The sequence below is a fragment of the Dactylosporangium sp. CA-052675 genome, from assembly GCF_050947935.1.
In the GTDB taxonomy this organism is placed as follows: Bacteria; Actinomycetota; Actinomycetes; order Mycobacteriales; family Micromonosporaceae; genus Dactylosporangium.
The window spans coordinates 10172547-10195626 of record NZ_CP192010.1 but is presented as its reverse complement, the minus strand read 5'-3'; the positions used below and the strand labels follow the sequence as shown (position 1 = coordinate 10195626).

21 protein-coding genes are annotated in these 23080 nt (G+C 72.7%); 11 read left to right on the top strand and 10 right to left on the bottom strand.

Translation table 11 applies throughout. The features are described 5' to 3' along the window. The first annotated feature begins 97 nt into the window (after positions 1–97). Entirely contained in the window at positions 98–1324 is a 1227-nt protein-coding gene (locus ACQP1P_RS45930; protein ID WP_433081385.1) for an FAD-binding oxidoreductase, read from the top strand. Here the strand turns inward: ACQP1P_RS45930 and ACQP1P_RS45925 are convergent. The 3 genes from ACQP1P_RS45925 to ACQP1P_RS45915 are packed head-to-tail and all read right to left on the bottom strand — an operon-like array spanning position 1321 to position 3656. Then, entirely contained in the window at positions 1321–2610 is a 1290-nt protein-coding gene (locus ACQP1P_RS45925; protein WP_433081383.1) for a hypothetical protein, read from the bottom strand. The two genes, ACQP1P_RS45930 and ACQP1P_RS45925, sit on opposite strands and share 4 nt — an antisense overlap. A gap of 1 nt (position 2611) precedes the next feature. Beyond that, entirely contained in the window at positions 2612–3106 is a 495-nt protein-coding gene (locus ACQP1P_RS45920; RefSeq protein ID WP_433081381.1) for a SigE family RNA polymerase sigma factor, read from the bottom strand. A gap of 49 nt (positions 3107–3155) precedes the next feature. Further along, positions 3156–3656, bottom strand: a complete 501-nt coding sequence (locus tag ACQP1P_RS45915) for a GNAT family N-acetyltransferase (protein ID WP_433081379.1) — start codon at positions 3654–3656, stop codon at positions 3156–3158. Between the two features lie 90 nt (positions 3657–3746). On the opposite strand from ACQP1P_RS45915, the gene ACQP1P_RS45910 reads away from it, so the two are divergent. The 7 genes from ACQP1P_RS45910 to ACQP1P_RS45880 all read left to right on the top strand — a co-directional run bounded on the left by ACQP1P_RS45910 (position 3747) and on the right by ACQP1P_RS45880 (position 9911). Further along, positions 3747–3992 carry an acyl carrier protein gene (locus ACQP1P_RS45910; RefSeq protein ID WP_350620558.1) on the top strand — a complete coding sequence of 82 codons (246 nt, stop codon included), beginning with the start codon at positions 3747–3749 and terminating at the stop codon, positions 3990–3992. Continuing rightward, on the top strand, positions 3976–4716 hold the full coding sequence (locus ACQP1P_RS45905) for an SDR family NAD(P)-dependent oxidoreductase (RefSeq protein WP_433081377.1): 741 nt from the start codon (positions 3976–3978) through the stop codon (positions 4714–4716). The genes ACQP1P_RS45910 and ACQP1P_RS45905 overlap by 17 nt, the downstream gene beginning before the upstream one ends. After that, positions 4713–6065, top strand: coding sequence for an AMP-binding protein (locus ACQP1P_RS45900; RefSeq protein WP_433081375.1), 1353 nt, complete (start codon positions 4713–4715; stop codon positions 6063–6065). The genes ACQP1P_RS45905 and ACQP1P_RS45900 overlap by 4 nt, the downstream gene beginning before the upstream one ends. A 199-nt stretch (positions 6066–6264) precedes the next feature. Then, on the top strand, positions 6265–7314 hold the full coding sequence (locus ACQP1P_RS45895; RefSeq protein ID WP_433081373.1) for an acyl-protein synthetase: 1050 nt from the start codon (positions 6265–6267) through the stop codon (positions 7312–7314). Positions 7315–7325: 11 nt separating this feature from the next. Beyond that, complete coding sequence (locus ACQP1P_RS45890) at positions 7326–8546, top strand: acyl-CoA reductase (protein ID WP_433081371.1); 1221 nt, start codon at positions 7326–7328, stop codon at positions 8544–8546. Positions 8547–8565: 19 nt separating this feature from the next. Further along, a complete protein-coding gene (locus ACQP1P_RS45885) occupies positions 8566–9495 on the top strand; it encodes a glycosyltransferase family 2 protein (RefSeq protein WP_433081369.1) in 930 nt (309 codons plus the stop codon). A 188-nt stretch (positions 9496–9683) separates the two neighbouring features. Beyond that, complete coding sequence (locus ACQP1P_RS45880; RefSeq protein ID WP_433081367.1) at positions 9684–9911, top strand: hypothetical protein; 228 nt, start codon at positions 9684–9686, stop codon at positions 9909–9911. A gap of 50 nt (positions 9912–9961) precedes the next feature. Here the strand turns inward: ACQP1P_RS45880 and ACQP1P_RS45875 are convergent, their stop codons facing one another. From ACQP1P_RS45875 to ACQP1P_RS45845, 7 genes are all read right to left on the bottom strand, one after another. Next, a complete protein-coding gene (locus ACQP1P_RS45875; protein ID WP_433081365.1) occupies positions 9962–10723 on the bottom strand; it encodes a 2-phosphosulfolactate phosphatase in 762 nt (253 codons plus the stop codon). Positions 10724–10729: 6 nt separating this feature from the next. Then, positions 10730–13108 (bottom strand): phosphoribosylformylglycinamidine synthase subunit PurL, encoded by a 2379-nt coding sequence (gene purL, locus ACQP1P_RS45870; protein ID WP_433081363.1) that lies wholly within the window; start codon positions 13106–13108, stop codon positions 10730–10732. Continuing rightward, on the bottom strand, positions 13105–13785 hold the full coding sequence (purQ, locus tag ACQP1P_RS45865; protein WP_433081361.1) for a phosphoribosylformylglycinamidine synthase subunit PurQ: 681 nt from the start codon (positions 13783–13785) through the stop codon (positions 13105–13107). Before purQ ends, purL begins: the two co-directional genes overlap by 4 nt. Then, positions 13782–14048, bottom strand: a complete 267-nt coding sequence (gene purS, locus ACQP1P_RS45860; RefSeq protein WP_433081359.1) for a phosphoribosylformylglycinamidine synthase subunit PurS — start codon at positions 14046–14048, stop codon at positions 13782–13784. The genes purQ and purS overlap by 4 nt, the downstream gene beginning before the upstream one ends. Before the next feature lie 177 nt (positions 14049–14225). Beyond that, a complete protein-coding gene (purB, locus tag ACQP1P_RS45855) occupies positions 14226–15668 on the bottom strand; it encodes an adenylosuccinate lyase (protein ID WP_433081357.1) in 1443 nt (480 codons plus the stop codon). A 13-nt stretch (positions 15669–15681) separates the two neighbouring features. Beyond that, positions 15682–17265 (bottom strand): hypothetical protein, encoded by a 1584-nt coding sequence (locus ACQP1P_RS45850; RefSeq protein WP_433081355.1) that lies wholly within the window; start codon positions 17263–17265, stop codon positions 15682–15684. Between the two features lie 29 nt (positions 17266–17294). Beyond that, positions 17295–18593, bottom strand: coding sequence for an acetyl-CoA C-acetyltransferase (locus ACQP1P_RS45845; RefSeq protein WP_433081353.1), 1299 nt, complete (start codon positions 18591–18593; stop codon positions 17295–17297). Positions 18594–18684: 91 nt separating this feature from the next. Between ACQP1P_RS45845 and ACQP1P_RS45840 the strand changes: the two genes are divergently transcribed. Genes ACQP1P_RS45840 through ACQP1P_RS45830 form a run of 3 tightly spaced genes read left to right on the top strand, consistent with a single transcriptional unit; the run spans position 18685 to position 23070 of the window. Beyond that, positions 18685–19998, top strand: coding sequence for a 3-oxoacyl-ACP reductase (locus ACQP1P_RS45840; protein WP_433081351.1), 1314 nt, complete (start codon positions 18685–18687; stop codon positions 19996–19998). Continuing rightward, positions 19998–20849: a MaoC family dehydratase gene (locus ACQP1P_RS45835; RefSeq protein WP_433081349.1), complete on the top strand. Its 852-nt coding sequence runs from the start codon at positions 19998–20000 to the stop codon at positions 20847–20849. Before ACQP1P_RS45840 ends, ACQP1P_RS45835 begins: the two co-directional genes overlap by 1 nt. Before the next feature lie 4 nt (positions 20850–20853). Further along, positions 20854–23070: a hypothetical protein gene (locus tag ACQP1P_RS45830; protein ID WP_433081347.1), complete on the top strand. Its 2217-nt coding sequence runs from the start codon at positions 20854–20856 to the stop codon at positions 23068–23070. The last annotated feature ends 10 nt before the right edge of the window (positions 23071–23080 follow it).

The following is a 23080-nucleotide window of genomic DNA, read 5'->3' as shown; positions in this document are numbered from 1 at the left end:
ATGTCCGGATCATGTCGTCATCCGGGCAGCCGCGAATCCCAGCGACCGATCTTCCCCACGTCCACGGCGGGTGACACCAGGGAAGCGGGAGTTTGCGGTGACGGTGATCGAGGCGTTGGCCGAGGCCTGTGGGCCGGACCACGCGTGGGAGGCGGGGCCGGGCGACACCGTCGACGGTGTGCCGGTCGGCTGGGTGGCCGAGCCCGGGGACGCCGCGGCGGTGGCGGCGGTGCTGCGGTTCACGGCGACCGAGGGCCTCTCCGTCGTCGCGTCCGGCGCGGGGACGAAGCTCGACTGGGGCAGCCCGCCGAGCCACGCCGACGTGCTGCTCGACGTCGGGCGCCTCACCGGCGTGCTGGACCTCGCGCCCGACCGGACCGCCGCGACCGTCGCGGCCGGGACGCCGCTGCGGGCGCTGCGCGCGATCCTGCTCAGGGAGGGGCGCCGCCTGCCGCTCGACGTCGGCTCCCCGGGCGCGACCCTCGGCGGGGTCCTGGCCACCAACGAGGCCGGCCCGCTGCGGCACCGCTTCGGCGCCCCGCGCGACCTCGTGTCCGGCGTGCGGGTCGCGCTCGACGAGGGCAGCCTCGAGCGCTCGGTCGAGGGGCGGGATCTGACGCCGTACGTCTGCGGCTCCTACGGCACCCTCGGCGTGATCACCGAGGCGACCGTGCGGCTGGAGCCGATCCCGGCCGCACGCGCCTGGGTCGTGCGCCCGGTGTCGACCCCGCGGGAGGTTCAGCAGCTCACCGAGGCCCTGGTCGCCTCGCCGCTGGAGCCGGCCGCGATCGAGGCCGACCTGCCCGGCGGCGCCGGGGTCCGCCCGGCCGAGCTCGCCGCGCTCTTCGAGGGCGACGAGGCGTTCGTCGCGCACCGGGCCGAGTCGGCCGCGAAGCTGCTCGGCGGCGGGGCGAGCGTCGAGCCGCTCCCGCCCGCGTGGTGGGGCCGCTACCCGTTCGCGGCCGAGGACGTCGGCCTCAAGATCTGGGGGCGTTCGAGCGAGCTCTTCGCCGTCGTGTACGCCCTGCGGGACGCGGCCGGCGTCCCGGTGCCGGTGCGCGGGTCGGTGGGCCTGGGCGTCGCGCACGTGGCGCTGCCCGACACGGTCACCCCGGAGCGGCTGGACGGCATGCTGACCGCCGCCCGCACCGTGCTGCTGGCCCGCGGGGGCGGTGGCTGCACCCTGCTGCGGGCCCCGCTGGACCTGCGCGAGCTGGTGGACAGCTACGGCCCCGAGCCGCTGCCGGGCGCGGCGGCCCGGCTCAAGCTGGCCCTCGACCCCGAGGACCGGCTGGCGCCGGGCCGCATGCCCGATCTGTCCTAGTGGCAGGCCCAGACCACGGCCTGGAAGGTGCCGCCGGCCCTCCAGGCCTGGCCGGCGATGGTGCGGCCGTCGTCGCTGATGGTCGCCGGCGTGTTGGGCCGGTCCTTGCCGGGGTTCAGGATCGCCGGGAGGACGATGCGCTGGTCCTCGGCCAGCAGCACGCTCCGGCCGGCCGCGTTGTCCCCGACCATGAAGCCCGAGCCGTTGACCGCCACGACGTGCTCGATGCCGGTCAGCACCTCGACCGTGTTCGTCAGCATGTTCCAGCGGACCGGCCGGGGGGTCGAGGAGTACAGCCCCGTGATGCCGACCGCCCAGCCCGCCCGGGCGTCGTAGACGATCGAGCTCGGCCCGGGCCTCGGGCCGCCGCTCGGTGAGGTCGGCGTGCCCGGTGGCAGCGGCAGCTGCCGGCCCGTGCCGTCGGGCGCCCAGGTGTAGGGCAGCTCCCGGGTGCCGAAGGTGACCGAGCCGAAGACGTTGCCCCCGTCGTCGATGGCCCGCACCTGGCCGCCCGTCGCCCCCGCCGGCAGCGGCAGGTCCACGGGGGGCGCCCCGGTGTCGCGCCACACCGTCGGACGGCCGCCCGGGCCGTCGGAGCTGTGGGTCCCGGCCACCTCGCCGGCGCCGTTGATCGCGACGGCGTGCGCGTGCTCGCCGCCGGGCAGCCGCTTCGCCTGGTCGTCGGGGCCGAGCAGCCAGGCGGTCTCCGTGTCGTCGACCAGGGAGTCGCCGACCGCCTCGCCGTTGTTGTTGACCGACCGGATCTGGGGCTCGTCGCCCTCGAACGCGAGGATGGCGGGCTGGCCGGCGCGCCAGCGCACCACCTGCTTCTCGCCGTCGGCGCGGTACAGCAGCCCGAAGTGCACCTTGCCGTTCGGCGAGCCGGCGGTCACCAGCGTCGACTCCCCGCCCGACGACGGAGACGGCAGCTCGTGGGCCGTGCAGCTGGTGGGCGGCTGGGCGAACGGCGGCGCCTCCAGCGAGCGCCTGGCCGTCGGGCCCGGCGTGCCGGTGTTCGGGTTGACCGGATGTTCGCTCGTGACGGCCGTCGGGTCGAGGCCGGGCGGCGCGCTCTGGTTTCGGGTCAGGACCAGCGCGGCCGGCACCGCGACCGCCAGCGCGGTGGCCACGGCGATCCCGCCCACGAGCGCGGCCCGGCGGGCCGAGCGCCGGCGGCGGCCCGCGCGCACGGCGGCGGCGACGTCGACGTGGGGCGGGCGCGGGGCCTCGGAGGACAGGCCGGCCCGGAACAGGTCGCGGGCGTTGTGCTCGTTCAGGTCCACCATCTCAGCGCTCCTTGGTCAGGGCGGCGACGGTCTGCTCGCCGAGCAGCCGGCGCAGGGCCGCCAGTCCGTGGGAGGTCTGGCTCTTGACCGTGCCCTCGGCCACTCCGAGGATCTCGGCCACCTCGGTGACCGGCAGGTCGTAGAAGAAGCGGAGCACCAGCACCGCCTGCTGGCGGCGGGGCACGCGGGCGAGCGCGTGGCGCACGGCCGTCCGCTCGTCCTGGTCGGAGTCCGGTGCGATGCGCTCGGGCGGTTCGGCGAACAGCCGCACCCGCGCCCAGGCGAGCCGCCGCTCGTCGATGAACGTGTTGACGAGCATGCTGCGGACGTACCGGTCCAGATACTCCGCGCGCCGGACCTTCGCCCACTTCACGTAGAGCGTGGTGATGGTCTGCTGGACCAGGTCGTCGGCGCGGTGCGCGTCGCCGCTGAGCACGTAGGCGAGGCGGTGCAGCGCGGGCAGCCGCGCCGTGACGTACTCGATGTAGTCGTCCATCCGCTACCTCCCGGGAAATCGTCTTCCCTGAGACGGGTGCGGCGAAGGCTCAGGTTGTACGCGACTTCTCCGTCCACACGACGAGCTGCTCGGTGCCGTCGATCTCGGTGGTGTACCGCCGCGACGGCACCTCCACGAAGCCGAAGCGCTTGTGCAGCGCGATGACCGGCTTGTTCCACGCGAGCGTCCGCCCGCCGAACGCGCGCAGGTCCATCTCCCCGAACGCGTAGGCGACCGCCGCCTTCTCCAGCTCCATCCAGGCCGGCAGCAGCTCACCGCGCGCCTCGAGGCCGTCGACGTCGAGGAAGAAGCCCCATTCGGCGGTACCGGCGGCCGGATCGTGATCGTTGAAGGTCACGACGCCGCAGTCCCGCCCCCGATAGGAGAAGATCAGCACGCGCCGGGCCGGGTCCGAGCACACGTTGGCCCACCACCGGGCGTGCCCCTCGGGCGTGATGAACGCCGTGTAGATGCTCGCGCCCCTGGTCTTCGGGTGGTTTCGCCAGCTCCGGATCGTCTCCACGTCGGACTCGCGGGCCTCGCGCAGCACCTTCGGGACCTCCTGGGTCGTTGAACCGCATGACGATCCGTACAACTCGCGCACCACCCTCAGGGATGCGCCGACCCCGAAGGACCGCCGATGAGCAACCTCGACCGTCTCCGCGCCGCGTTCCGCACGGCGCTGGGCCTGCCGGAGGACCTCGACGTCGACCGGCTGGAGTACCGCGGCATCGAGCAGTGGGACTCGCTGGCGCACCTGACGCTGATCGCCGAGATCGAGGACGCCTTCGACGTCATGATCGACACCGACGAGGTCATCGACCTGAGCTCCTTCGACAAGGCCGTCGAGATCCTGGGGAAGCACGACGTTGCGCTCGCCGGCTGAGCACCCGCGGGTCGCCCTGGTCACCGGCTCGTCCCGCGGGATCGGCCGGGCGGTCGCCGCGGCCCTCGCCGCCGAGGGCTACCAGCTCGTGCTGCACGGGCGCGAGGAGGGCTCGGCCAAGGCCACGGCCGAGGCGATCCCGGGCGAGCACCTGCTCGTGCACGGCGACGTGAGCCGCCCCGGCGACGTGGCCGACATGGTCCGCGCCGTCTTCGAACGCCACCGCCGCCTCGACGCGCTCGTCGTCAACGCGGGCGTGCACGAGGCCGGGCTGCTCGGGATGATGGGCGCCGAGGCCGTCGACCGGCTCTTCGCCGTGAACGCGGCCGGCGCCGCGCACACGCTGCAGGCGGCGGTGAAGCTGCTGCGGCGCGGTACGGCTCCCGCCGTCGTGCTCCTCGCCTCCGTCATGGGCACGTCCGGCGCCGCGGGCCAGGCGGTCTACGGCGCCTCGAAGGCCGCCGTCGCCGGGCTCGCGCGGGCCGCGGCCAAGGAGCTCGGGCCCGCGGGCATCCGGGTCAACGCGGTCGCGCCCGGGTTCGTCGAGACCGACATGCTCGCCTCGCTGGACGAGACCGGGCGGGCCGAGCGGATCGCGGCGACCCCGCTGCGCCGCCTGGGCCGGCCCGAGGAGGTCGCCGACGTGGTCGCGTTCCTGCTCTCGCCGAAGGCCCGGTTCGTCACCGGCCAGGTGATCGGCGTCGACGGAGGGGTGGTCGTATGACGGCCCTGCGGCACCCGGACGCGCGGATCATCGACGCGGCGACCGGGGACGTCGTGCGGGAGCTGGTGCGGCCGGGGCTCTTCGACGGCGTCCCGCCCGGCGTCGTGTTCCTGCGCATGCCGACGACGGTCGAGGCCGTGGTCCGGTACGTGACCGCGTTCGAGACCGGGCGCCCCGTCGCGCTGCTCGACCCCGGCCTGCCGGACGAGACCCTGCTGGAGTTCGTCGACCGCTTCGAGCCGGCCGCCGTCTTCGGGCCCGTTGCCGAGGAGCTGCCGAAGTCGTACCAGGCCGTCGCCGACGGCTGGGTGCGCGAGACGCCGCCGGAGACCGCGCCCCACCCGGACCTCGCGGTGCTGCTGGCCACGTCCGGCTCGACGGGCGACCCGAAGCTGGTGCGGCTGTCGCGCCGCGCGGTCCTGGCCAACGCCGACTCGATCATCGAGGCGCTCGGGATCACCGGGGCCGAGGTCGCGATCAGCGCGCTGCCGTTCTACTACAGCTACGGCATGTCCGTGCTCAACACCCACCTGGCCGCCGGGGCCACGCTGGTCGTCGAGCCCGAGGGGCTGCTCGGCCGCGGGTTCTGGCCCGCCGTCGACGGCCTCGGCGTGACCTCGCTGGCGTTGGTGCCGTCGCAGTACGAGATGCTGGTCCGCCTGCGCTTCGACCCCGCCCGGCACCCGGCGCTGCGCACGCTCACCCAGGCCGGCGGCCGGCTGCGTCCGGAGCTGGTGCGCGACTTCCACGAGCGGATGACGTCGGTCGGCGGGCGGCTGTTCGTCATGTACGGCCAGACGGAGGCCGCCCCGCGCCTCACCACGCTCCCGGCCGGCCGCCTCGGCGAGAAGCTCGGCTCGGTCGGCCCCGCGGTCCCCGGCGGGCGGCTGAGCATCCGGCTCGAGGACGGCACCGAGACCACCGCGCCGGACGTGCGCGGCGAGGTGCTCTACCGCGGCCCCAACGTGATGCTCGGCTACGCCGGGACCGCGGCCGACCTCGCGCGCGGGGACGACCACGACGGCCTGCTCGTGACCGGCGACCTGGGGCGGCTCGACGCGGACGGGTACCTCTGGATCGACGGGCGGCGCAAGCGCTTCGGCAAGGTCTTCGGGGTGCGGCTCAACCTCGACGACGTCGAGCGGATGCTGCCCGTGCCGGCCGCGGCCGTCTCCGGCGACGACAAGCTGGTCGTCTTCGTCACCGACGGGGAGCCGCCGCACCTGCGCCGGACCCTGGCCGACCGGCTGAAGCTGCACTGGACCGGCTTCGACGTGCGCGCGATCGAGGCCCTGCCGCTGCTGAGCAACGGCAAGGTCGACTACCGCGCGCTGGAGGGTCTGCGATGACCGTCTTCTCCACGCTGCGGGAGCTCTGTCGCCCGGCGGAGGTTCTGCGATGACCGTCTCCACGCTGCCGGAGCTCTGTCGCCCGGCGGAGGTTCTGCGATGACCGTCTCCACGCTGCCGGAGCTCTGTCGCCCGGCGGAGGTTCTGCGATGACCGTCTCCACGCTGCCGGAGCTCTGTCGCCCGGCGGAGGTTCTGCCATGACCGTCTTCACCCTTCCGGAGCTCGAGAAGGAGGCGCGGCTGCTGCCGCGGCTCATCGAGCTGACCGAGCGGCACCGGGCGCGGGGTTCGGCGTACGCCAACATCCTCGCCGCGACCGGGCACCCCACCGGCCGCGTGTACCGCGACACCGCCGAGCTGCCCTGGCTGCCGGTCCGGCTGTTCAAGACCCACGCGCTCAAGAGCATCCCCGACGACGAGGTCTTCAAGGTCCTCACCTCCAGCGGGACCACCGGCGACGTGAGCCGGATCTACCTCGACAAGGCGGCCGCGGCCGCGCAGACCCGGATGCTCGGCGAGACCCTGCAGACCGTGCTGGGCCCGCGCCGGCTGCCGATGCTCGTGGTCGACACCAAGTCGGTGATCAAGGACCGGCGCTCGTTCAGCGCCCGGGGCGCGGGCGTGCTGGGCATGGCCACGTTCGGCCGGGACCACGTCTGGGCCCTGGACGAGGCCGGGCGCCCCGACGCCGAGGCGGTCCGCGGTTTCCTGGCCGCGCACGGGGACAAGCCGTTCCTGGTGTTCGGCTTCACCTTCATGGTGTGGCAGTACCTGTACGAGCTCGCCCGCGACCACCGGCTGGACCTGGCCAACGGGGTCCTCGTGCACTCGGGCGGGTGGAAGAAGCTCGCCGATCGCCGGGTCGGCAACGCCGAGTTCCGCCGCGCCTTCCGCACCGACACGGGCCTGACGCGCATCCACAACTTCTACGGGATGGTGGAGCAGATCGGGGTCGTCTACCTCGAGGGGCCCGACGGCGACTCGCTGTACTGCCCCGACTTCGCCGACGTCGTGATCCGCGACCCCGACACCTGGGAGCCGCTGCCGCCCGGCCGCCCGGGGCTGGTCGAGGTGCTCTCGACGCTGCCGGAGTCGTACCCCGGCCACGTCCTGCTCACCGAGGACCTCGGCGTGGTCCACGGCATCGACGACGGGGCCTGGCCCGGGAAGCGGTTCTCGATCCTGGGCCGCCTGCCGCGGGCCGAGGCTCGGGGCTGCAGCGACACGTTCGTGGGGGCAGTCGTTTGAGCCAGTTCATCGTGAAATTTCCGCATTTTTCGGCCCAGCTCGGCCTGGACGCGCTCCTGACCGAGGTCACCGCCGAGCCGCCGGGCGGGCGCCTGGTCGTCGGCGACGAGCGCATCCGCGACTTCCTCGTCGCGTTCTCCCGCCGCCTGCTGCGCCCCGACGTGGCGCGGCGCCACCCGGAGCTCGGCTCGCTCGGCTTCTTCCTGCGCAAGGGCGAGCTGGCGCGGGCGGTGGCCCGCCTCGGCGACGGCGTGGCCGGCCAGCGCCGGGCCCCCCGCGGCCTCGTGCTGCACTTCCCGCCGGCGAACGTGGACACGATCTTCGTGTACAGCTGGGCGCTCTCCGCGCTGGCCGGCAACCACAACGTGGTGCGCATCTCCAGCCGCTCGGCCGGTGCGGCCGACGCGGTGCTGGAGGCGCTCAACGCCGTGCTCGCCGAGGCCGATCCGGCCGTGGCGCAGACGCAGCGGATGGTGACGTACGACCGCGACGACACCCTGACCGCGGCCCTCAGCGCGGCGTGTGACCTGCGGGTGCTCTGGGGCGGGGACGCCTCGGTGACCGCGCTGCGCCGCCACCCGATCCGCCCGCTGGCGCGCGAGCTGGCCTTCCCGGACCGCAGCTCGTTCGCGGCGATCTCGGTCGCCGGCTGGCGCTCGGCCACGGCCCAGCAGCGCCGCGCGGCGGTCGCCGGGTTCGCCAACGACCTCTACTGGTTCGACCAGGCCGCGTGCTCCTCGCCGCGGGACCTGTGCTGGGTGGGCGAGCCCGCGGACGCCGAACACGCCCGCGCCGAGTTCACGGGCCTGCTGACCGAGGAGATCTCGCTGCGCAAGTGGACGGTCGACCCGGCCATGGCGGTGGAGAAGTACGTGGCCACCTACGGGCTGGCCGCCGAGGGCGCCGCGACCCGGGTCACGTTCGCCGGCAACGCGCTGGCCGAGGTGGAGTTGGCCGGCCTCGAGGAGCTGCAGCGCGGCTGGCTCGGCGCCGGCACGGTCTGCCACGTCACCGTCGGCTCGCTCGCCGAGCTGGCCCCGGCGATCCGGCGCAAGGACCAGACCCTCGCGCACTTCGGCTTCACGCTCGCCGAGCTCGACGACTTCGTCACCCTCGTCGCCGGGCGCGGCCTGGACCGGATCGTGCCGTTCGGCCAGGCGCTGACCTTCGCCGGCGTCTGGGACGGCCTCGACCTGCTGCACGAGTTCACCCGCATCATCACGGTCGCTTGATTTCTTTTTGGAGCTCCGCGTGTCCGTCTCCGTCGTCGTCCCCTGCTACCGCTCGGCGAGCATCCTGCCGCGCCTGGTCCAGCGGCTGGGCGCGGTCCTGCCGACGATCGACCCGGTGCACGAGATCATCCTCGTGGTCGACAGCACCGACGCCACCTGGGACGTCGCCCGCGACCTGGCCGCCGAGCACCCCCACGTGCAGGCGATCCGGATGGCCCGCAACTACGGCCAGCACAACGCGCTCATCGCCGGCATCCGGGCCGCGTCCTGCGAGCGGATCATCACCATGGACGACGACCTGCAGCACCCGCCGGAGGAACTGCCCAAGCTCGTCGCCGCGCTGACCGACGACCTCGACGTGGTCTACGCGGTGTCCGAGGCCGAGGAGCACGGGATGCTGCGCAACCTCAGCTCGTGGGGCGCCAAGAACCTGGTGATGGGCCGGACCATGGGCATCCCGAACGCGGACGTCCTCGGCGCGCTGCGCATCTTCCGCACCTTCCTGCGGTCCGGTTTCGACCAGGTGAGCGGCCCGCACGTGTCCGTGGACATCGTGCTGTCGTGGACCACCACCCGGGTCGGCTCGGTCGTGGTACGCATGGACCAGCGCACCGAGGGCCGGTCGGGCTTCACGTTCCGCTCGCTCATGAAGCACGCGATCAACATGATCCTCGGCTACTCGACGAAGCCGCTGCGGCTCGTGACGTACCTGGGCTTCATCATCGGCGTCTGCGGGGTCCTGCTCACCGCGCGCCTGGTGTGGCTCTACTTCACCGGGGACACGAAGGTCGCCGGGTTCACGACGCTCGCCTCGCTGATCACGATCTTCTCGTCGGCGCAGATGATCGGGATCGGGGTGCTGGGGGAGTACCTCGGGCGCGTGCACGCCCACGGCATGGGCCGCCCGACGTACGTGGTCCGCGAACACTTCCTCAAGAGCGAAGGCTAGTTCACGCCGCCGGGCCCGCGCCCGCATCCCTCGCACTCGGCCACCCGCCGCACCCGCGCGAAGGACGAGCAGCGATCCTCAGCCCCCGCTCCGGGCCGGGCGCAGGCGGCAACGGCGGCTCGCGAATATCACCGCTGTAGTTCTCAACGCCCCCTTGACCAGCGAAAACGCCGAGCGATCATGGCTGCATGGGTGTCGTGCTCCACGCGGACGGCTGGCGGGTCGAGGAGACCGTCGGCGACTTCGACGACAGCGGGCGGCGCACCTGGTTCGAGGCGATCTCCCCGCTGGGCGCCCGGTCCTTCGTGACCGTCGCCGGCCTGCAGCGACTCTTGCACGCCCACGGGCTCGACGTCGGCGATCTGCGGATGGTGCCCCCGGATCGGCTCAGCGAGTTCGACGACGGCTGCGAGTAGCCGAACCACTGCGGACGCGATCTCCACCAATCGCTCTACCGCGAAGTCGGCTAAGCGGCCGAGGCGAACGACTCCCCGTCGGTCATGATCGGCACCGTGTGCGAGGGGCCCGACTGGGCGGCCAGGCGCACATCCTCCGAGAAGCCCCGCTGGATCAGCTCCTGCCCGCTCACGCACCGCCGCACGGCCGCCCCCACGTTGCGCACCGCGGCCAAGGCCGCCAGCGTGACCGCCGCCTCCACCGACAGCGGCGAGCCCAGCATCGACAGTCCGTCGAGCACCGCGGCCGCGCCGAGGAGGTCTTCGACGCACGGGCGGAGGGTTCCGTCCGGCCAGAGCTCGCCCGCCGCGATCACGCCCGCCGGGCTCGTCGGGGTGCCGTGGCCGTGGGCGTGCAGCCAGCGGGCCACGGCCGGGGCGTTGCGCAGGCACGCGGCCACCACCGGGACGCCCGTGGAAGCCGCGGCCGAGCAGATCGCGGCGCCGTTCGGGGAGGGCAGGACGAGCTGGTCGACCTGCGGGGCCGACTGCAGGGCGGCCGGGGACAGGCTCCAGGGCTGCTCGGCGCTGGTCTGCCCGCGGCCGACGGCGACGGCGGCGCCCAAGCGGGTCGCGTACGCGTGGGCCTGGTCGCTCCAGGGGAACGGGTGGACGCGGATGCCCCGGCTCACCGCGACGTCCACCGCGGTCGAGAAGGACAGCACGTCCACCACCACCAGGACCGAGCAGACGCGGGACAGCTCGGCCGCGCCCGCTGGGCCCCAGTCGAAACGGGCGCCCGAGCCGGGCTGGCTGTAGACGCCCTCGGCCATTCGAGGTCAGGTTTCGTCGGTGTCTAGCGGAGCGTGCGGCACCTCGGGCGCCTCGACCTTCTCGAAGACGCCGTCGAACTCCGGCGCGGGGGCGCGGTAGGCCGGGGCCTCCGTCGACACCTCGCCGAACAGCGACGGCAGGGTGCCCATCCAGGCGGAGCGCAGCTCGTCCAGGGCGATCGTGAACTGGCCGCGGATGTCCAGCGTGCGGCTGCGGCCGTCGACCGAGCCGATCACCGTGGCCGGGAGGCCGTGCTGGGCGCACAGGGCGGTGAACGCCTTCTCGTGGCCGCGCGGCACGGACACCAGGGCCCGGGCCGTCGACTCCGAGAAGAGGGCGACGAACGGGTTCAGGCCCTCGGGCAGGTTGATGTTCGCGCCGCAGTCGTAGCGCAGGGTGGCCTCGACCAGGGCCTGGGCCAGGCCGCCGTCCGAGAGGTCGTGCGCGCTGGAGAGGTGGCCGCGCTCGCCGGCCTCGGTCAGGACCGAGGCGAGGATGCGCTCGCGGGTCAGGTTCACGCGCGGGGGCAGGCCGCCCAGGTGCTCGTGGGTCACCCAGGCCCACTCGGAGCCCGAGAGCTCCTCCGTGGTTTCGCCCAGCAGCACGATCAGGTCGCTGTCGCCGCCGAAGCCCATCGGGACGCGGCTGCCGACGTTGCCCAGGATGCCCAGGACGCCCACGACCGGGGTCGGGTGGATGGCCTGCGTGCCGGTGGAGTTGTAGAAGGAGACGTTGCCGCCGGTGACCGGGATGCCCAGCTCCGCGCAGCCGTCGGCCAGGCCGCGGACGGCCTCGGCGAACTGCCACATGACCTGCGGGTCCTCCGGCGAGCCGAAGTTGAGGCAGTTGGTCACGGCGAGCGGGGTGGCGCCGGAGGCGGCCACGTTGCGGTAGGCCTCGGCGAGCGCCAGCTTGGCCCCGTTGTAGGGGTCGAGGCGGGCGAAGCGCGCGTTGCCGTCCACGGACAGGGCGACGCCGAGGCCGCTCTGCTCGTCGATGCGGATCACGCCGGCGTTCTCGGGCTGGGCGAGGATCGTGTTGCCCTGCACGTACCGGTCGTACTGCTCCGTCACCCAGCTCTTGTCGCACAGGTTCGGGCTGGCGGCCAGCCGCAGCAGGGTCTCCCGCAGCTCGACACCGGTGCGCGGGCGGGGCAGCGTCTCGGCACGGTCGGCCTGCAGCAGGATGAGGTCCGCGGGCTCGCGCATCGGCCGGGCGTACACCGGGCCGTCGTCGACCAGCGACCCCGGCGGCACGTCGACGACGGTCTCGCCCTTCCAGGTGATGACCAGCCGGCCGGTGTCGGTGACGGTCCCGATCGCGGTGGCGATGACGCCCCAGCGCTCGGCGACGCGCAGCACCTCCTCGAGCTTGGCCGGGTCGACGATGAGCAGCATGCGCTCCTGCGACTCGCTGGCCAGCACCTCCTGCGGGTCCATCGAGGCCTCGCGCAGCGGCACCGTGTCGAGGTTGATGTCCATGCCGGTGCCGGCGGAGGCGCTGGTCTCGGTCAGGGCGCAGGTCAGACCCGCGCCGCCGAGATCCTGCACGCCGACGATCAGGTCCCGCTCGTACAGCTCCAGGCAGCTCTCGATGAGCAGCTTCTCGATGAACGGGTCGCCGACCTGCACCGAGGGGCGCCGGGCCGGGCCGTCGGCGTTGAAGGTCGCGCTGGCCAGCACCGACACGCCGCCGATGCCGTCGCGCCCGGTCTTCGCGCCCAGGAGCACGACGATGTTGCCGGGGCCGTGCGCCTCCTTGTTCTGCAGGCGGTTGACCGGCAGCACGCCCACGCAGAGCGCGTTGACCAGCGGGTTGCCCTGGTAGCAGGGGTCGAAGACGACCTCGCCGCCGATGTTGGGCAGGCCGAGGCAGTTGCCGTAGCCCCCGACGCCGGCGACGACCCCGGGCAGGACGCGCTTGGTGTCCTCGTGGTCGGCGGCGCCGAAGCGCAGCGGGTCCATCACCGCGACCGGGCGGGCGCCCATGGCGAGGATGTCCCGGACGATGCCGCCGACGCCCGTGGCCGCGCCCTGGTACGGCTCGACGAAGCTCGGGTGGTTGTGCGACTCGACCTTGAAGGTGACCGCGATCTCGTCGGAGATGCGGATCACGCCCGCGTTCTCGCCGATGCCCGCGAGCATCAGCTCGGACTTGGGGGCCTTCTCGCTGAACTGGCGCAGGTGGACCTTGCTGCTCTTGTACGAGCAGTGCTCACTCCACATGATCGAGTACATCGCCAGCTCCGACGTGGTCGGGCGGCGGCTCAGGATCGAGCGGATGCGCTGGTACTCGTCCTCCCGCAGACCCAGCTCCTCATAGGGCTGCTCGTCGTCCGGAGTCTTGGCGGCCTCATCGACGGTGTCGAACGTTTCCGCGGTCATACACGGGCTCCAAGGTGAGCGAGCACGGACGTGAAGATGCCCAGCCCGTCGATCGAGGGACCGGTCAGCACCTCCACCGCGTGCTCCGGGTGGGGCATGATCCCGACGACGTTGCCGGCTGCGTTGCTGATCGCCGCGATGTCGTGCAGCGAACCGTTGGGGTTTCCGCGGATGTACCGCGCGACGACCCGCCCCTCCGCCTCGAGTTCGTCGAGGGTCCGCGTGTCGGCCATGTAGCAGCCCTCGCCGTTCTTGACCGGGATGACGATCTCCTGGCGCGGCTGGAAGCCGACCGTCCACGCGGTCGTGTTGTTCTCGATCCGCAGGCCCTGGTCGCGGTTGCGGAAGTGCAGGTGCTGGTTGCGCGTGAGCGCGCCCGGCAGCAGGTGGGCCTCGCAGAGCACCTGGAAGCCGTTGCAGATGCCGAGCACGGGCAGCCCCTCGCCGGCGGCCTTCACGATCGAGTCCATGACCGCGGAGAAGCGGGCGATGGCGCCGGCTCGCAGGTAGTCACCGTAGGAGAAGCCGCCTGGCAGGATGACGGCGTCCACGCCGTAGAGGTCGCCGTCGGCGTGCCACAGCGGGATGGCCGCGGCGCCGGCGAGGTGCACGGCCCGGGCGGCGTCGCGGTCGTCGAGCGAACCGGGGAACGTGACGACCCCAATGCGGGCGGTCACTGCTCCTCGACCTCCGCCGGCTCGGGCTGCTCCTCGACCCGCAGGGAGAAGTCCTCGATCACGGGGTTGGCGAGCAGCTTGTCGGCGATCTCACGGGCGCGGTCGAGGTCCGCGGCGCCCGCGAACTCGATCTCGATCCGCTTGCCGATGCGCACGGAGGCGACATCGTCCACGCCGAGACGCGGAAGCGCGTTCGCGACGGCCTGACCCTGCGGGTCGAGGATCTCCGGTTTGAGCATGACGTCCACCACGACGCGGGCCACGGGGCACTCCTGACGTTGAGTCGGGCGCTCGAGGGCGAGCGACACGAGCCTACCGGGCGGGGCTCCGCCGCAGATCACCGCCCGTGTCACACGGCTCGGACGACCACGCGGCGAAGCCCTAGAGAACATCGCCCGACTCGCATCTTACCGATCCGCCGAGAAGCCCAAGATCGACGCTCAGAGGATGGGAGGCGGCACGTAGGCACCCGCCGAGGGGTTGGCCGACACGATCGCCGAAACCTGTTCCACAATGGCCGCCACCTGCGCCGATGCGGCTCCGACGAACGCCGACGGGTCGGCCACGAGGGCCTGCACGTCGCCCGTGGACAGGCGCAGCCGCTCGTCGCCGGCCAGCCGGTTGAGGAGGTCATTGTCCTGGATGCCCTTTTCGCGCATGGCGAGCGCCACGGCGACGGCGTGCTCCTTGATGGCTTCGTGAGCATCCTCACGGCCGACGCCGCGGCCGACGGCGGCGACGAGGACCCGGGTGGTGGCCAGGAAGGGCAGGTACCGATCCAGCTCCCGCGCCACGACCGCCGGATATGCGCCGAACTCGTCCAGTACCGTCAAGAACGTCGCAAACAACCCGTCGACCGCGAAGAACGCGTCCGGCAGCGCCACCCGCCGCACGACCGAGCACGACACATCGCCCTCGTTCCACTGGTCGCCGGCCAGCTCGCCGACCATCGACAGGTAGCCGCGCACGATCACCGCGAGGCCGTTGACCCGCTCGCAGGAGCGCGTGTTCATCTTGTGCGGCATCGCCGACGAGCCGACCTGGCCCGCCTTGAAGCCCTCGGTGACCAGCTCGTAGCCGGCCATCAGGCGGATCGTGGTGGCCAGGCTCGACGGGCCGGCGACGGCCTGGGCCAGCGCGGACACCACGTCGAAGTCCAGCGAGCGCGGGTACACCTGGCCGACGCTGGTCAGCACGCTGCGGAAGCCCAGGTGCTCGGCCACCTTGCGCTCCAGCTCGGCGACTTTTCCGGCGGCACTGCCCGCGTCGCCGCCGAAGAGGTCGAGCTGGTCGGCCGCGGTGCCGACCGGGCCCTTGATGCCGCGCAGCGGATAGCGCTCGATCAGCTCGTCCAGGCGGCGGTACGCGATGAGCAGCTCCTCGGCCGCGGAGGCGAAGCGCTTGCCGAGCGTCGTGGCCTGCGCGGGCACGTTGTGCGAGCGGCCGACCATGACCAGCTCGTCGTACTGCTTCGCCCGCGCCGCGAGCCGGGCCAGCGTCGCCACCATCCGGTCCCGGACCAGCTCGAGGGAGATCCGGATCTGCAGCTGCTCGACGTTCTCGGTGAGGTCGCGGGAGGTCATGCCCTTGTGGATGTGCTCGTGCCCGGCCAGCTCGGAGAACTCCTCGATGCGGGCCTTCACGTCGTGGCGGGTGACCCGCTCGCGCTCGGCGATCGAGACCAGGTCGACGTCGTCGAGGACCCGCTCGTAGGCCTCGACGACCCCGTCCGGCACCGCCACGCCGAGGTCGCGCTGGCCCTTGAGCACGGCGAGCCAGAGCCGGCGCTCGAGCCGGACCTTCTCCTCGGGCGACCAGACCTCGACCAGCTCGGGTGAGGCGTAACGGGCGGCGAGCACATCGGGAATCCGCGCTTTCTTCACGCCTCCATTGTGACTACGTCCGCGGCGGGTGATCACGCTCGGGCCGCCCGTAGTGCAGGGCGACACGGTCGGCGTACAGCAGCTGGGCCGCCAGCCCGAGCACCAGGAACAGCAGCAGCATGGGCAGCGGCAGGAGCCGGGCCAGCGGCAGCTCGTCCAGGTGGCGGCCGTACTGCCGCATCGCGATCATCACCGCGTAGGTCCCGGTCGGGTGGGTGTTGGTGCCGTTGACGTACGGCCACAGCGTCTCCTGCGCCTGCACGAACCAGGTCGCCAGGTAGGCGATCCCGAGCATCGGCAGCCCGGGCCAGATCACCGACCACCACGAGGCCGGCCGCCCCTCCTGCTGCAGCACCTCGCGGCGCAGCGCCTGGCCGCGGAACAGCATCGCCATCAGGATGAGCGCCGGGATGGTCACGCGCGACGGCGGGACGAGGGCGAGGAAGGTGTTGAGCCGGCCCGCGGTCGCCCCGGCGGCGTACTCGCGCAGCACGAGCGGCCCGACCCCGACGAACAGGAACAGGCCGAACGGGAGCAGGAGCAGCTCGCTGTAGCGGCCGAGGGGGCGCAGGCCGCTGATGCCGAACGCGGCCAGCCCGGCCACGCTCACCCCGATGAGCGTGGCGATCAGCGGCGGCAGCCAGGTGTTGGCGAAGGTCGCCGGGAGCTTGTCGTTGTCGTCGGTGATGCGGCTCAGCCAGGGCCAGATCCCGATCAGCGTGACGACGAGCACGATGAGCAGCAGGCCGCCCAGCGGGCCCCAGCCCCAGGCGCGCCGCTCGCGGACGGCGCCGGTGACTTGGCCGGTGACCTGGCCGGTGACTTGGAAGCGCAGGTTGGTCACGATGATCAGGACGGTCGCGGCGACGCCCAGCAGCATCAGGGGCACCAGCAGCACCGACGAGATCGCGGTGGCGACGCCGAAGTTGAAGTTGACGAAGCCGTACCGCGTCATCTGCAGAACCGGCGTGGCCTCCTGGAACACCTGCGCGAACGCGAACTCCTGCAGGACCAGGCCGAGCACGGTCAGCACGGCCAGCAGCCCGCCGAGGATCACCCCGGGCCACGGGCTGCGACCGCTGCGGAAGGCGGCCAGGTAGAGCAGGGCGGCGGCCGCCGTGACCACGCCGAAGGTGCCCAGCCAGAAGGCCGAGAGCTGGGAGTGCCCGTCGGCGAAGTGCGCGACCGCGATGCCGAACGGCGTGAACGCGACCAGCGGGAAGGTCAGCAGGCCGCGGGCGACCCAGCGGCCGGTGCGGCCGGTGGTCTCGGCGGCCCAGGCCACGGCCGGGGCGACGACGAGCACGGCCAGCAGTGGCAGGAGCGCGAGCAGCAGCGTGGTGCCGATCGCGCCGCCCAGCCCGTTGTCGAAGGCCTTGCGGTAGTTGTCGAACCCGACGGATTCGCCCGTCGCGCCGCCGGAGAGCGTGCGCAGGCCGCTGAACCGGTTGAACGAGCTCTTGAAGGTCCAGAACACGGGCTCGACGTAGGAGGTGATGAGCAGCACCAGCGCCGGGAGCACCAGCGCTAGGCCGACGACCACCTGCCAGGCGGGTCGGGGGGTGGCCGGGCGCAGCATCGTCGGCTGGACGGTCATGCCGACGATGCTATGGGCCCGGAGCACTTTCAGCGCGTCAAGATGGCCGTGACCCCCTGGCCGCCCGCCGCGCAGATGGAGATCAGGCCGCGTCCGGAGCCCCGTTCGGCCAGCAGTTTCGCGAGGGTGGCCACGATCCGGCCGCCGGTCGCGGCGAAGGGGTGCCCGGCGGCCAGGGACGAGCCGTTCACGTTGAGCTTCGCGCGGTCGATCGCGCCCAGCGGCTCGTCGAGGCCGAGGCGCTCGGCGCAGAACCGCGGGTCCTCCCAGGCCTTGAGGGTCGCCAGCACCTGCGAGGCGAAGGCCTCGTGGATCTCGTAGAAGTCGAAGTCCCGCAGTGTCAGCCCGGAGCGGGCCAGGAGCCGGGGCACCGCGTACGCCGGGGCCATGAGCAGCCCGTCCTGCCCGCTCACGAAGTCCACGGCGGCGGTCTCGGTGGCCTCGAAGTACGCCAGCACCGGCAGTTTGCGCGCCTTCGCCCACGCCTCCGAGGCCAGCAGCACCACGGCGGCGCCGTCGGTGAGCGGGGTGGAGTTGCCGGCCGTCATGGTCGCGGTGGGGCCGCGCCCGTAGACCGGCTTGAGCGCGGCGAGCTTCGGCAGCGACGTGTCCGGGCGCAGGTTCTGGTCGCGGGCGAGGCCGAGGTAGGGCGTGACGAGGTCGTCGAAGAACCCGCGCTCGTAGGCGGCGGCGAGCCGCTGGTGCGAGGCCAGCGCCAGCTCGTCCTGCTCCTCGCGGCCGATGCCGAACTCGGCCGCGGTCAGCGCCGCGTGCTCGCCCATCGACAGCCCGGTGCGCACCTCGGCGTTGCGCGGGATGTCCGGCTTGAGCTGCGCCGGGCGGAACCGGCTCACCGCGCGCAGCCGGGCGCCGAGCGAGCGGGACCGGTTGAGCTCCATCATGATCCGCCGGGCGTCCTCGTTGACGCCGAGCGGCGCGTCCGAGGTGGTGTCGACGCCGCCGGCGATGCCCACCTCGATCTGCCCGAGGGCGATTTTGTTGGCGACCAGGATCGCCGCCTCGAGCCCGGTGCCGCAGGCCTGCTGCACGTCGTACGCCGGGGTCCGCGGGTCGAGCCGCGAGCCGAGCACGGATTCGCGTGTCAGGTTGAAATCGCGGCTGTGCTTGAGCACCGCACCGGCGGCGACCTCACCCAGTCGCTCACCCGCGAGGCCGAAGCGGGCCACGAGCCCGTCTATGGCGGCGGTCAGCATGTCCTGGTTTGATGCAGTGGCGTAGGCGCTGCCGGAGCGGGCGAAGGGGATGCGGTTGCCGCCGACGACCGCTACCCGGACGGGGGGTTCCGAGGGGGCATTCGAGGGGGCCATCGGAGTCTCCTTCTCGACGGGGCAGGGCATTCTGGCGTTACCCTACTCGTGAGTAGGTTAGCGCGCGGAGTTGTGACTGGGGAGGCACGCAATGACCGATCGCTACGCGACCTTCGCCCACTCGGGCGCCGGGAAGTTCCTGGTCAGACGCCTCGGCCTGCCGGATCCGCCGACGCTTCGCCGTTTCCGGGCCGGGGAGGGCTTCGGGCCGGTCACCCTCGGCGGCGACGGGCGCCTGGCCGAGCCGACCCGGCACATCCTCGACAAGCTGCCGACCGTCATCGGCGACGGCGAGCGGCCCGCCGCGCTCATCTTCGACGCCACGGGCATCACCGACAGCGCCGGACTGCGCGCGATCTTCGACTTCTTCCACCCGGTGATCCGCTCCCTGCGCCCGTCGGGCCGGGTGATCGTGCTGGGCAGCCCGCCCGAGCTGTGCACGAGCGCCCGGGAGGCCACCGCGCAGCGGGCGCTGGAGGGGTTCGTGCGCTCGCTCGGCAAGGAGATCGGCCGCGGGTCGACGGCGCAGCTGGTCTACGTGGCGCCGGGCGCCGAGGAGGCGACCGAGTCCACCCTGCGCTTCCTGCTGTCGGGGCGCTCGGCGTACGTCTCCGGCCAGGTCATCCGCATCGGCCCCGCCACCGTGGACGTGCCCGACGACTGGGACCAGCCGCTCGTGGGCCGTACCGCCGTGGTCACCGGGGCCGCCCGCGGCATCGGCGCGGCCATCGCCGAGGTGCTCACCCGCGAGGGCGCGCACGTGGTCTGCCTCGACGTGCCCGCGGCCGGCGAGGAGCTGTCGCGGGTCGCCAACGAGCTGAAGGGCACCGCGCTGCAGCTGGACCTGACCGCCGAGGACGCCCCGCGCCGGCTCGCCGACTTCATCGCCACGCGGCACGTGCACGCGGACATCTTCGTGCACAACGCCGGGATCACCCGGGACAAGACCCTCGGGCGCATGGACGAGGCGCAGTGGACCTCCGTGATCGACGTGAACCTCGCCGGCCAGGAGCGCATCAACGACGTGCTGCTCGCCGAGAACCTGCTCGGCGGCAACGGGCGGATCGTCTCGGTCTCCTCGGTCTCCGGTATCGCCGGCAACCGCGGCCAGACCAACTACGCCACCTCGAAGGCCGGCGTGATCGGGCTGGTGCAGGCCAGCGCGGGCGCGGTTGCCGAGCGCGGGCTCACGATCAACGCGGTCGCGCCCGGCTTCATCGAGACCAGGATGACCGCGGCCATGCCGATGTTCGTGCGCGAGGGCGGCCGGCGGCTCAACAGCATGTCCCAGGGCGGCCTGCCGGTCGACGTGGCCGAGACGATCGCCTGGCTGGCCCACCCGGCGTCCGGCGGCCTCAACGGCAACGTCGTGCGGGTGTGCGGGCAGAGCCTCCTGGGGGCCTGATGGAGACCACGGTCCTCGCGGCGCCGCCCCGGCTCGGCCCGCTCTACCGCGCCGCCGCCCTGCGCCGGCCCAGCGGCAGCACGCTCCCCGAGCGGGAGCTGCGCCTCGACGAGGTGCGCGTGGACCTCGCGCACCTCGCGCAGTACGACCGGGTGTGCGGGTTCCGGCTGCGCGACGAGCTGCCGGCGACCTACCCGCACGTGCTCGCGTTCCCGCTCGCCCTCGCCCTCATGACGGCCGCGGACTTCCCGTTCCCGGTGCTGGGCGTGGTGCACGTGGCCAACGCGATCGAGGTCCTCCGCCCGCTGACGTCCTCGGACGCGTTCTCCCTGTCGGTACGCGCCGAAGAGCTGCGCCCCCACGAGCGCGGCACGCAGTTCGACATGGTCGCGACCGCCTCGATCGCCGGCGAGCCCGTCTGGCACGGGCGGTCGACGTATCTGCGCATGTTGAAGAAGTCCGGCAAATCATCAACTCCGTCGGCGGAACCCCCGCGGCCCACCGCCGTCTGGCGCGTGCCGAGGCGGACGGGGACCGACTACGCGGCCGCGTCCGGGGACCGCAACCCGATCCACACGAGCCGCGTCCTCGCCCGCGCCTTCGGCTTCCGCTCCACCATCGCGCACGGGATGTGGACCAAGGGCCGCTGCCTGGCCGCGCTCGAGGGCCGCCTGCCGGCGGCCTACACGGTGTCGGTCCAGTTCAAGCGCCCGATCCTGCTGCCCGCGACCGTGGCGTTCTCGGCGGGCGACGGGCACATCGCCGTACACGATCGGGGGACAGGGGCACCCCACCTCACCGGCACGGTCGTTGAACACCGCTGTGCAGACGCTGACGAGGGCGCCCGCTGAGCCCGTGAGCGCGGCGCCCAAGGGTGCGCTCCCCGTGCGGCTCGCCGGCCCGGCCCTGCTGCTCGCGGCCGCGGTCGCGGTGCTGTGGTTCTACCGCGTCCCGCCCCTGAGCACCGCGCTGTTCGGGCTGTACGTCGCGCTCGGCATCACGCTCCCGGGGACCCTCTGGTGGCGGCTGCTGCGCGGCGGGCCGTCCTGGTTCGGCGGTGACGTGGCCGCGGGGCTTGTCGTGGGGTACATCGGCGAGGTCTTCTGCTATGTCCTCGCCCGGCTCGTCGGGGCCCCGCTGCTGGTGCTGGTCTTCCCGCTGGGCACCGTCGCGCTCTTCGCCGCCGCGCCGGGCCTGCGGCGGCACCTGCGCCGCGACCCGCACGCCGAGCGCCCGACCGCCCTGTGGGTGTGGGCGACGACCGCGCTCTCGGGCATCACGCTGGTCTGGAGCGTCAAGTTCTTCCGGGTGTACGGCCTGAGCTACCCCGCCAACGCCTCACCCGACACCGACAGCCCGTTCCACCTCGCGCTGGTGGGCGAGGCCAAGCACCACATGCCGATGACGATCCCGTGGATACAGGGCGAGCCGCTGCTGTACCACTGGTTCGTCTACCCCGAGATGGCCGCGACGAGCTGGGTGACCGGCATCGAGCCCAACGTGCTGCTGCTGCGCCTGTCGATGCTGCCCATGCTCATGGCGTTCCCGGTGCTCGTCGCGCTGCTCGCCCGCCGGGTCATCGGCGGCTGGTGGCCCGGCGTCGCCGCGAGCGCCATGACGCTGCTCGTGCTCGCCCCCAACCCGTACCAGTGGCAGCTCAACGCCTTCTACCGCGACCTCGCCTTCAGCGGCTTCGACGACGGCGCCTACCTGCGCCAGACTGCATGGACGGGCCCGACCCAGACCTTCGGCGCGCTGCTGTTCGTCCCGGTGCTGCTCGTGCTCGCCGATCTGCTCCAGGGCGCGGGCGGGCGGCGGCAGTGGGTGCTCTTCGCCGTGCTGCTCGCGGGCGTGACCGGCGGCAAGGCGACCTACCTGCCCCTGCTCGCCGCCGGCCTCGCCCTGCTCGTGCTGGTCCAACGGTTCCGCCACCGCGCCGCGCTGGTCGCGCTCGGCGTCACCGTCGCCGCGATCGTGGCCGCCCAGGTGCTGCTCTTCGGCTCCAGCAGCCAGGGCACGCGGCTGGCGCCGCTGACCGACGTGGCCACCGGTGGCATCGGGGTGACGACGGGCTTCAGCGCCGGCCGGGTTCCGTGGAAGCTCCTGGTGCTCGCCGGCCTGACGGTGCTGTGCTGGGCCGCGATGTGGGCGGGCATCGGACGGCTGCGCCACCCGTCGCCGGCCCTGATCGTGATGCTCGGCATCGGCATCGCGGGCGCGGCCGCGACGATGCTGCTGGGCCAGGACGGCGACTCCCAGCGCTACTTCCTCGAGTCGGCGCGGCCGTACCTGTGCATCGCCGCGGTCGCGGGCCTCTCCCGCTGGCGGGTACTGACGGTCTCGGCCGTGGCCGGGGTGATCATCATCCAGGTCGTGCAGTCGCTCGGGCGGGACAGCATTCCTCGCAACGGCTCCGTCCGGGATCTGGTGCTGCCGTACGCGGCCCTGGCGCTGGTGCTCGGGCTGGCGTACGGGGTGACGAAATGTCGGCCGCTTCGCAACCGACATTTCGGACATTTCGTGATTTTGGGGTTGCTGCTGGGATTTGGCGTGAACACCAGCGTGCAGCACTTCGTGCTCATCGCGGCGGAGTCGCGGCAGAGCGGCCTGCGGGATGTGGTGCGCAGCCCGCGGTACATCAGCCAGGGCACGTTGGAAGCGGGTCGCTGGCTGCGGGACCACTCCAGCCCCGCGGACCTGGTCGCGACCAACGCGCACTGCCTGCCGTTCGACGGGCGGTGCAGCAACCTCCACTTCTCGATGACGGCGTACTCCGAACGCAGGATGCTCGTCGAGGGCTGGGGCTTCTCCACGACCGCGCACGAGCGCGCCGACGAGCTGGGCCTCTGGTCCGGCGCCGTGCCGTACTGGAAGCCCGAGGTGCTCGCCGCCAACGACGCCGTGTTCTCGGATCCGAGCCCCGAAAATGTGGACGTTCTTCGCAATCGCTACCGAGTCCGGTGGCTGTTCGTTGATGAAACGCAGAGCAGCGTTTCGCCGCGACTTGCGACCTTTGCGAAGTTCCGCTTCCGGTCCGGGGTCTGCGTGGTGTACGAGCTGCCCCGTTCCTGACGTTAGGTAG

Coding starts and splice junctions, on each gene's coding strand:
- ACQP1P_RS45925 (WP_433081383.1), bottom strand. CDS start 2,610: ATGGTGGACCTGAACGAGCACAACGCCCGCGACCTGTTCCGGGCCGGC.
- ACQP1P_RS45920 (WP_433081381.1), bottom strand. CDS start 3,106: ATGGACGACTACATCGAGTACGTCACGGCGCGGCTGCCCGCGCTGCAC.
- ACQP1P_RS45910 (WP_350620558.1), top strand. CDS start 3,747: ATGAGCAACCTCGACCGTCTCCGCGCCGCGTTCCGCACGGCGCTGGGC.
- ACQP1P_RS45900 (WP_433081375.1), top strand. CDS start 4,713: ATGACGGCCCTGCGGCACCCGGACGCGCGGATCATCGACGCGGCGACC.
- ACQP1P_RS45895 (WP_433081373.1), top strand. CDS start 6,265: ATGACCGTCTTCACCCTTCCGGAGCTCGAGAAGGAGGCGCGGCTGCTG.
- ACQP1P_RS45880 (WP_433081367.1), top strand. CDS start 9,684: ATGGGTGTCGTGCTCCACGCGGACGGCTGGCGGGTCGAGGAGACCGTC.
- ACQP1P_RS45875 (WP_433081365.1), bottom strand. CDS start 10,723: ATGGCCGAGGGCGTCTACAGCCAGCCCGGCTCGGGCGCCCGTTTCGAC.
- purL (WP_433081363.1), bottom strand. CDS start 13,108: ATGACCGCGGAAACGTTCGACACCGTCGATGAGGCCGCCAAGACTCCG.
- ACQP1P_RS45850 (WP_433081355.1), bottom strand. CDS start 17,265: ATGACCGTCCAGCCGACGATGCTGCGCCCGGCCACCCCCCGACCCGCC.
- ACQP1P_RS45845 (WP_433081353.1), bottom strand. CDS start 18,593: ATGGCCCCCTCGAATGCCCCCTCGGAACCCCCCGTCCGGGTAGCGGTC.
- ACQP1P_RS45840 (WP_433081351.1), top strand. CDS start 18,685: ATGACCGATCGCTACGCGACCTTCGCCCACTCGGGCGCCGGGAAGTTC.
- ACQP1P_RS45835 (WP_433081349.1), top strand. CDS start 19,998: ATGGAGACCACGGTCCTCGCGGCGCCGCCCCGGCTCGGCCCGCTCTAC.